Below are 8,152 nucleotides of genomic sequence, written 5' to 3'. Positions count from 1 at the left end.
CTTACGTCGTAGACAACGAGCAGCACGGCTGCCCAACACAACTCCTTGAACATCAACTGGCTCGCGGACCTGCTCATGCACGTCTGCAGCCCACGATCATTTTGGAGAAATCTATGCCGAAATTTGTTGAGTATCAGGATGGTGATGTGGAAGTGACTTCCCGCGAGCCGCTGAGAGGCACGCTGGAGTTGGTCACTGACGATGACGACACGGTCGATATGTTGCTCGACCGCGAAAATGCCGAGTGGCTGATGGGTGCGCTCGCTGAATTCCTCATACAGGGCGAAGGCGACGACATGCCAAAGATTGCAATCGATAGGCGGTGATCCGGCTTGCCCTGCTAAGCGAATGGCGGCATCCTCCTAGCCATGGGGGATGCCGCCGCGAAAAAGACGAAAGTTATCCACGGCAAGGACATGACGGCTTACGGCGTCTTCCGCTTTGCCCAGACCTACAGAATAAGCGCCGACGCCCTGGCGAAGATTGGGCCGCAGATGTCGGACCATCCACGGAGGCTTCTCTACTTCCAGGCCTTGGAAAACTACCTGCGAAGTTTCCAGTTACTCGTCGGCACGACGCCGGAGGATGTCCGAGACTACAACCACCACTTTGCTGACAGGCTAACGGCCTGCAAGGCTCTAGGACTGCACTTGCCAAAAGACATCCAAGACTTCATTCAATCGCCAAAACGGTCGAAGGAATATGTAAAAATCCGATACGACTATAAGCTCGATGGACAAGATGCACCTTGGCAGGCGGAGCGAACTATGGAGCGGCTTCGAGCGGTGGTGGCTGAGGTCGAAAAGGCCGTCGACCTCGCCGTTCAGGCGTCCAACCCAGAATTCATAATGCTCGGCGATGTCAAACTGACCAAGATCTCTGGCTCAGGGCATTAGCAAGAAGATGCGCCGGTGAGGTCTTCGACGGACACTCAGCTTCGCTCCCAAAAGTCCTTTCGCGATGCGTGACGCAGCTTCTCCTCGCCTTTGAGAAATTTGACTCGCCCCACCAAACCCGAGTTGAGCCATTCGGCCTTTTCCTTCGCCAGCCCTTCGGCGACGCGCCGACCTTGCCCTGCACGCGGTCCCGTAGCTCTTGCCGTTTGTCGGGTTTGAAGGTGACGAAGGCGCCGCCCATGTAGCGGCCGTTGTCGGCCATCAACGCAATCGCCGGTTTGCCGCTCTCGCGCCTCACGCCAACGATATCCATTTCCTTCTCGATGTAGCACTTCACCTTGCGCCAGTTCATCGTGTTGCCGCAGCGGTAGCCGCTGTCCAATCGCTTCGGAACGACCCCTTCCAATCCGGCCTCGCATGCACGGTGATAGACGGCGTCGCCGGTGCCCGGCAGCGCCTCGCTGAGGCGCGTGCCCTGGCTGTGGAGGGCAAGCTGTTCCCCATGATCGAGAATTAGGTTACCAGCGATCACACGATCAAAGGGAGGGGCAGCGTGGCAGAGGAACCTGAAGACTTGGTTTCGCGTATGCTGGGTCATCTGTGGGAAGGTTTTGGATCCAGGCTAGAGGCTCCAGCAGGACAAGGTGGGTCTTCCAACGAGGAACCTTCAAAACAGCCCGAGGTCGAGGTCCAGGATCTAGCCGCCGAAGAGGCGGCGCTTGAGTTGGAAGCGGAGAGACTCAAAAAACAGAGGGAACTTAACCGAGAACTGGCGAAATACACGGCAGCGGCGCTAGACCGCATGTCCACATCCATCCTGACGTTGGGGCTAATCGGCCCAGGAATAGGCTTCCTCTACCACAGCACGTTGATGGCAGCCCTTACGAACCAGGAACTCGTCGTAGCCACCATAAGTTGCCTGGGGGTGGCCTTCGTCCTACATTGGATAGGTAGAACTGTCCTCAACGAGGAGTTCCTGAAATGAGCGCGCCCTTCTTGATCTTCATGGCAGCCCTAGCAGCGGTCTGCGCTTGGGCGCTGGTCAGCCGGAGTCTGTTGTTACATCGAGCTGCTGGGGTTGCGAAGGCGGAAGCGGCTCTAGATACCCGAATGACCGAATTTAGGGATCGCGTTAAGGCAAGAAATGACCGCATCCAAGCCGAGCAAGCCGCTGCGGCAGAAAAAGGCGAAAAATCCGAGGGTAAGCGTTATCTAAAATCTGCGCTGGAGGGATTTGAGGCGAGGGCTCGCTTGCGAGCCACAAGGTTCGCGGGTGGCGGTCATGTTCGAGCCATCACGAGGAACGGCGTGGTGCTCTGGGTAGAGCCGGAGGTATCCGGTCTGCACGTTCTTCAGATGGGGGAACCCCCAACTGAGGTCGAGTCCGACTATATGCAGCCTGTTCCGCCTAGACCGTCAAGGCGCGATCCAGCGAGAAGCATTCGATCCAAGGGACAATCCCCAAAATAGCTTCATAGCTACCTAGCTGTTCCATCTGTTAACCCCTGCGGTTGCTCCCGAGATGGGGTTAAAGGGCGGACGGGTATGACAATCCGAAGGTAGAACTCGTCGTCATCGCCATCGCAGCCCCACCGCCGGCTCTGATAGCTGTTGATCGTCGCTCTTCACCCTGGAATGCGAAGGCACTCCGGATACGCGGCAACCTGTCTATCGCGGCAATACAAGCCTGAAAACTGGCTTGAGGGAAATCGGGGAACGGCCAGCGTTTCATCCCCATGAGCAGAAAAAAATCATCTCCCACGGAACCCCATCGATGTCCTAGGATGAACGAGTGGAGGCGATGGGGATGCCTTTTGCAACCACCGCAATTCCTGGGTCCAAACCTCCTCTAGCTCCCGGGACGCCTGATTCGAGTGGTAGTATCAGTTCACTGGCAGGGTTAGAGTCCTCCCAGAACCGCATCGATGCCGCCTAGTTAGGCTGAGGACTTTGCCTTTAGCTTGGCCAAGCCGTCCTGGAGGTAGGTCGGCAGCGCCGACGCCTTCTGCGCGACGTATTCGGCGCCATTGCGCTCCTTCTTGGCCTGGCTGAGCAGAAACGCCCAATCCGGATCGACGTCACCGCGGCCGTGCCAGATCAGGGCCACCAACTCGGCGCGCTCATCAGCGGACAGCCCCTCATAATAGGCGACGAGATCCCGGCGCTGCTGGCTGGCAACGTAGGCGCTCGCCTTAGCGGCGTCTTCCTTCGACCGGCTGTCGAGCCCCAGCGGCGAGCGCGGAAAGGCATTGTTGAGGGCGGTCGCGAGCGCAACAACCTGCTGGACCTTGGTTTCCGTGATATGCGAGAGGCTCATTTAAACTCCGTTGAAATCGACCATCGGTTGCCGACAATGTTGTCACCGACCGTTACGGGTGACAACATAGGTTCTCAAAGTGCCAACATCTACCCTCGCCAGGCGGGTTCACATGTTGACGAACCAGGCCATGCCGACAACATTGGGACCGCCAAACGGCCCAAAATCGGGCGCTATGTTGACAGTTCTTTCCACTATGTTGTCGGTTTGACCCCGATTTCAGCTTTTTGCGCCCGCTGTCAACATGTCAGGCTTCTAAAGAACCGAGCACAGAACGCACTGGCAAGCGCATAGAGCGACGACATCGCGCTCAAGCGCACAAAGCTGCGCACAACTATCGGAAAGCGCTGCTGTCGTTGCCCTACGAGGAGGCCGAACGCCTTATCCTGCAAGGCCGAATATGTATTTTTCTGCCACTGCGGCTCGAGTGAAACCGCCAGTGGCCTTGGATCTGGAGGACCCTTCCAACGGCTGGCGTTCTATTGTGGTGAGGATCATCTCTCGACACCAAAGATGTATTCGGCTGAACACTTGAATTCGGCAAAGGAGGCATTTCGGCCTGCCCTGATTGTGTGCGCCGTTGAACGATCGCCGTGCCTCCTCCTTTACCGTCATCCGCGATCGCCATCCCGTCGTGATCCACCTGCCGAAACGAGAGTGTTGAGTTCGCGGCCCGGTCCGGAACACCTCCAGGCTCTTGCACCAACAACCCATCCACACCATGCATCGTCTTGACGAAAAGTAAGCGATAACTTACTATTGAGGTATTCGTGCAAGGGCATCCCAGCCACGCCATGCGGCTCCACGACTCTTTGCCATTAAGGCAGCAGCTGCTCAAACCCAAGTCACCTTACGATCTGACACAAAGCGAACGCCGATATTAAGTCAAATAGACGGCGTGCCTCTTCCCAGTGGGAATGCGAACATAGCGGCCTCGATGGAGACGGCCCGTCCTTATACCGTGAGGACACTATGAGGCAGCCGCAGCCGACCGGAAGATCAGGACGATCGCTCCCCGGAAAAATCCGGACGCCCGCTCCTGGTTGTCGCCAGCTATCAAAGGACGCAATGAAAAGATCGCGGCACCGTAGTGAGAACTACGACCGCGTGTCGTGCGCCGGTTGGAGTTAAGCCGGGCACGACGATGGGCGGCGAGGAAACGCCACCCTAACCGGATGGGGCCTCATGGCCCGGGATTCGGAGTTATGGCCAGGTTACGCATCCCACCTGGCCGCCATGACAAGGCTAAGCTCTTCAACACTGTCGATGCAGAATCGAACAAGATCCCCCTTGCTGAACGGCCGCCACAATAGCGGCTCCACTCAGCAGGGGGGGAAAGTCAATCTATGCAGGGACATCGTGAAGCTGATGTGGGATGATTAAACGAAAAGCTTCATATCAAGTGAGCACCAGCCGAAAGCTGAACTATATGGCAGCACTCTCGCTGATCTCTCGGATGCGGGCGATAAGGGCGGCCACTCGGCCTTCTTCAAAAACCTGCTCAGGCCCGGTCGGAGCGATGTCGGTGAACGGCGCCTCGTAGAGCAACGCGGGATCCATCGAGCCGGCTTCGGTCATGTGCTCGATGACCAGGCCGATGAACTCGATCTGCTGGTGCGTGGCGGCGCCGTGCGATAAGAATTCACCGAAGGCGTCACTGACGGCTGAACGATCGAGCCCGACCAGTGAGCGCACGAAGCGACCGAAGCCGCGGCTGGCCTCCCTGGCGCGCTCTATATCCTGCGGTCCGGCAATCCCTGCCTCCAGCAGCAGCCGTTCCAATTCCACCAGATCGTATCGGGTCAGCGGCTTACCCTGATGTAGCTTGTCGAGAACCTGATTGCCGGAAAGACCACGCAGGAACTGCCGTGCCTTCGCCTTGAAGCGGGCGAAATCGGCCTCGCCGACCTGCGGCAGGTCGATCTCCTCGCCAGGGCCGATCTCGTCGGCGAAGTTCGAGTAGACGATCGCCCGACGGCCTTTCTCGATGTGCTGGATCAGATTGCGTAAGCGCAGCCGGACCAGCTCCAGCAGAGGAACGTTCACGCCTTGCCACCATTCCGAGGTCTGGATCTCCTCTATGAGCGCAGCCTGCGCCGCGATGCCCGGAACGGCCGTCTGGTCTTCAAGAGCGGATGCGATTTCCAGAAGCTGTTTCTTCAGCGTGTCGAAGCGTTTCGAGCCCTTCAGTAGCGCAAGCCCAAGCTGGAACATCAGTAGGTCGAAGCGCTTCGCTTCCTCGGTCCCCAGTTCACGCGACGATGGAAGCGGCGCAATGTCGCTCACCAGCTCATCGCGCGCCTCGTCGTCAATGTTATTCCAAGCCTGGTCGACCTGGTATTTCTCGACCGTCCGGCGCTTCTGGCGCACGATGAAGTTCTCGAGATTCAGGCCTGCGACAGTCTCGCGCAAAACGGCCAGCGCGCCTGCGCACACCTCTTCCAAGCTCGGCGGGTCTGGCCGATTTCCAGGCGCTTCGTAAGGCTGCTGCTCGGGCGCGGCAAAGCCGCCCGCCGCGCTATCCTTCTCATCCAATGCACGCACAAGATCGAGCCGCGCGGCGAACAGGCGGGCCGACAGGGACTTGGCAGCGCTGGCTTCCTTGATCTCCGGATTGGCGCCGAAGAATTCGAGGTTCTGGCAATAGTCGAAGACGCGGAAAAATTCCTTGTCCTGGCCAGGTCCGAACAGATCAGGGCAGAGACGCGTGCCGCGACCCATCATCTGCCAGAACTTGGTCTTCGACCGCACCTGCTTGAAGAAGACGAGGTTCACCACCTCCGGCACGTCGATGCCGGTGTCCAGCATATCGACCGAGATGGCGATGTGCGGGGCCTTGCCCTTCTTGGAGAAGTCATCGATCAGCGTCTGCGCGTAGGCGCCGCTCTCATAGGTGATGACGCGGGCGAAGTGTCCAGCAAGCGACGGATAGGCCGCGTTGAACCGAGCTCGATGTAGACAGCGTGTGCCTGGTTTTTGGCGAAGATGATGGTCTTGCCGAGCCGGTCACCACCTTCGACCTTCAACCCGTTTTGCATCAGGTGCGCGATGACCTGGTCAACGGTGTCCTGGTTGAACAGGCGCTTGTTCACCTCGGCCGCCTCGACCGTATCGGGGATCTCGTCCTCGCCCCACTCCAGCATGTCCCACTGATCCTTCTCCTCCTCGGAGAGATCGTCGTAGCGCAAACCGGAGCGCACGATCTTCAGTGGCACTGAGATCGCCACAGGCGGCACGAGATGGCCATCGGCAACCGCCTCTTCGAGACTATAGGCGTCGGTGGGCACCCCGTCTTCGAGATCGAATAGCGAATAGGTATTCTTGTCGATCTCGTCCTTGGGCGTCGCGGTCAGGCCGACGAGGAACGAGTCAAAATACTCGAAGATCGCGCGATAGCGTTGGTAGACCGACCGGTGCGCCTCATCGATGACGATGAGGTCGAAATGCCCCGAGCCGAACTTCGCCTTGCCCTCCTGCCGGCCATCGATAAGGTTCATCATCGTCGGATATGTGGACAGGAACACGCGACCCTCGCTGGACCGCTCCGTGACGAGATTGACTGGCGCCGAATCCGGCAGATGTGCCTTGAAGGCACCAGCCGCCTGGTTCACCAAGGCCACGCGATCCGCAAGGAATAAAATGCGCTTCACCCAGCCAGCGCGCATCAGCAAGTCGACCAGCGCTATGACGGTGCGCGTCTTGCCTGAGCCCGTGGCCATCACCAGCAGCGCCTTGCGCTCAGTTTCGTCCTCGAAGGCCTTGGCGATGGCACGGATGGCGCGCTGCTGGTAGGGACGCTTGTCGCCAGCAATCTTCGTATTGAGCTTTGTCTCGGCGAGCTTCCTGCGGCTCGTGCGGCGCTGGACCAAGAGCTCCAACTCGTCGCGCTTGTAGAAGCCGCCGATCTGGCGCGGCGGATAACGCACGTCGTCCCAGATCCAGTGCTCATAGCCATTCGAGTAAAAGATCACCGGCCGCTGTCCATAGCGCGCCTCTAGCCGGTCAGCATAGAGTTTTGCCTGCTGCTGGCCCTGGCGGGCATCTTTACGGGTGCGCTTCGCCTCGACCAGGCCCAGTGGCTTGCCATCCGCGCCCCACAACACATAGTCGACGAAGCCGATGCCCTGCTCGTTGGGCATGCCCTCGACGCGGAACTCGGTGTCTTCCGACCTGTCTAGCGCCCAGCCCGCTTCGCGCAGCAGCAGGTCGATGAAGCGGTCGCGAGTCTCGGCCTCGTTGTAGTCATGTGTAGACGGCATAGCCTCGGCGGCATGCCTGGCGGCAGCCACTTCGGCACGCAGGCGCCGCAATTCGGCGTCGAGGTTCTGCCTGTCGGAAAGCAGCTTGGTCAATTCGCCGTTCTTGGCGTCGAGCTCGGCCTGCTGCGCCTTCAGATGCGCGAAGGCCTTCTTCAGCGTCTCGTCGCGGCGCGCCAGCACCGAGGGGTCGAAAGCCAGACCATCCGCCGGCTTTGCCTTGCGCGCATAGGTGCGCGCCAGCCAGAAGCAGACGTGGAACAGTTCCTTGACCGCCCCGGCGGCGTCGCCTGGCCTGATGGTCTTTTCCTCGTGCACAGCGCGATTACGCAGCGTGTTGATGAATTTCGCCTTGGCGAACACCGCCTCGCCGGCCGCGCGGCGAAAGCTCGGTTCATGCAGCAGTGCGGCGATGTTGTCCTGATAGGGCAGCTTCAGGCCAGGGTCATTGAGGAACGCCCATTTGACCGCGAGCTCGACTGTCTTACCGGCAAAGAAAGCTGCTGCCGTCGGCGACACGCCCGCCTGCCGCTCTGCTTCCACCGCCGCCTCGTGGACGGTTGGAAACTCTGCGGCGAGGAATGTGAAGTTGGACGTCACTTCAAGTCCTTGAGCTTTGGGAAATCAGTCGCGAATGCCAGTCGGATCGGAATCCACTCCGCGTCATTGACACTGTGCTTCCA

Annotated in this window: 7 protein-coding genes; 3 read left to right on the top strand and 4 right to left on the bottom strand. The window is 59.2% G+C overall.

Features of this window, described 5'->3' with window-relative positions:
- Together EOA28_RS16510 and EOA28_RS16505 are read left to right on the top strand one after the other, a co-directional pair.
- Positions 1-326: hypothetical protein (locus tag EOA28_RS16510; RefSeq protein ID WP_245501537.1), on the top strand; the 326-nt coding region annotated here is incomplete at its 5' end.
- Between the two features lie 42 nt (positions 327-368).
- Positions 369-896 (top strand): hypothetical protein, encoded by a 528-nt coding sequence (locus EOA28_RS16505; RefSeq protein ID WP_128315057.1) that lies wholly within the window; start codon positions 369-371, stop codon positions 894-896.
- Here the strand turns inward: EOA28_RS16505 and EOA28_RS16500 are convergent.
- On the bottom strand, positions 862-1,428 hold the full coding sequence (locus EOA28_RS16500; protein ID WP_245501536.1) for a hypothetical protein: 567 nt from the start codon (positions 1,426-1,428) through the stop codon (positions 862-864). The genes EOA28_RS16505 and EOA28_RS16500 overlap by 35 nt on opposite strands.
- Positions 1,429-1,449: 21 nt before the next feature.
- On the opposite strand from EOA28_RS16500, the gene EOA28_RS16495 reads away from it, so the two are divergent.
- On the top strand, positions 1,450-1,881 hold the full coding sequence (locus EOA28_RS16495; RefSeq protein WP_128315056.1) for a hypothetical protein: 432 nt from the start codon (positions 1,450-1,452) through the stop codon (positions 1,879-1,881).
- Positions 1,882-2,832: 951 nt separating this feature from the next.
- Here the strand turns inward: EOA28_RS16495 and EOA28_RS16490 are convergent.
- The 3 genes from EOA28_RS16490 to EOA28_RS40240 all read right to left on the bottom strand — a co-directional run bounded on the left by EOA28_RS16490 (position 2,833) and on the right by EOA28_RS40240 (position 8,069).
- Positions 2,833-3,213 (bottom strand): DUF3775 domain-containing protein, encoded by a 381-nt coding sequence (locus EOA28_RS16490; protein ID WP_128315055.1) that lies wholly within the window; start codon positions 3,211-3,213, stop codon positions 2,833-2,835.
- Positions 3,214-4,638: 1,425 nt separating this feature from the next.
- Positions 4,639-6,033, bottom strand: coding sequence for a type I restriction-modification enzyme R subunit C-terminal domain-containing protein (locus EOA28_RS40245; protein ID WP_348633433.1), 1,395 nt, complete (start codon positions 6,031-6,033; stop codon positions 4,639-4,641).
- A gap of 41 nt (positions 6,034-6,074) precedes the next feature.
- Complete coding sequence (locus tag EOA28_RS40240) at positions 6,075-8,069, bottom strand: DEAD/DEAH box helicase family protein (protein WP_245501534.1); 1,995 nt, start codon at positions 8,067-8,069, stop codon at positions 6,075-6,077.
- Positions 8,070-8,152: the final 83 nt, after the last annotated feature.

Source organism: Mesorhizobium sp. M2A.F.Ca.ET.067.02.1.1, assembly GCF_004023285.1.
Lineage (GTDB): Bacteria > Pseudomonadota > Alphaproteobacteria > Rhizobiales > Rhizobiaceae > Mesorhizobium.
This window is presented reverse-complemented; position numbering and strand designations above follow the sequence as displayed.